Source organism: Vibrio sp. Vb1554, assembly GCF_033344235.1.
Genome location: NZ_JAWPOJ010000445.1, coordinates 1 through 1,055, shown reverse-complemented (window position 1 = coordinate 1,055; position 1,055 = coordinate 1). Strand labels below are relative to the sequence as shown.

1 protein-coding gene is annotated in these 1,055 nt (G+C 49.0%); it reads right to left on the bottom strand.

Annotated features, from left to right (window positions below; translation table 11 throughout):
• Nucleotides 1–1,055, bottom strand: a 1,055-nt coding sequence (locus tag R8N28_RS26940; RefSeq protein WP_318183885.1) for a BCCT family transporter, incomplete at both ends; no start/stop codon positions are given.

The window sequence follows — 1,055 nt, the reverse complement described above, 5'->3', positions numbered from 1 at the left end:
TTCACGTTCAAACGGCATAGACAATGCGGGAATGTTAGTGATGTACGATGCAATGTTGTCGAAAAAACCAGTCAGAATCGCCATTGTTGGGCCAACGATGATTACAAAGAAAAGCAACATCGCCGCCAGAATCATGTTGATTTCAGACAGACGTTTTACCCCACTATCAAGGCCTGCAACCACCGAGATCAGCGCCAATGCCGTGATCACTACAATCAACACGACTTGAGTTGTGTCGGTCATTGGCACACCAAACAAGAAGTTCAAACCTGTTGCTGCTTGTGAAGCGCCATAGCCGAGCGATGTCGCCAGACCAAATACCGTCGCAACAACCGCAAGAATGTCGATAATGTGCCCTACCCAGCCCCAAACTCGTTCGCCAAACAGCGGGTAGAAGATGGAACGCATGGTCAGTGGCAACCCTTTGTTGAACGAAAAAATCGCTAAGCCAAGGGCCAACAACGCATAAATCGACCAAGGGTGAAGTGCCCAGTGGTAAATGGTCGCAGCCATACCCCGTGCAGATGCAGCATCTGTATCACCAGCCGCACCACCAAGTGTTGCCCAGTCGGTGCGCACACCATTTTCAATGTTCACGCCGCCAAGTGCAGAGCTGAAGTGCGACATTGGCTCAGACACACCAAAGAACACTAATCCGATGCCCATACCGGCTGCGAACAACATCGCTAGCCATCCTGCATAAGAGTAATCTGGTGTCGCTTCAGTACCACCAATTCGAACTCGGCCAAGCGGTGTCACAATCAAGACCAAGCAGACAATGACAAATACGTTGCCAGAAGCAAGAAAGAACCAGTCAAGATTGGATACTAGCCAAGCACGTAAGCCAGCGAAAAAGGGTTCAACTTGTTGGCGAAAAGTTAGCGTTGCCACAACAAAGAGGACGATAGTCATCCCAGAAATTGCGAAAACTCGGTTGTGAATGTCTAAGCCGAATGGGCCGACTTTTAACGCAACGTTATCCTGACCAATTTGATAGTCAGTATCTATCGCGTTTACCTTTCCATCGGGACGTTTAATCCCACCATTATTGTCGG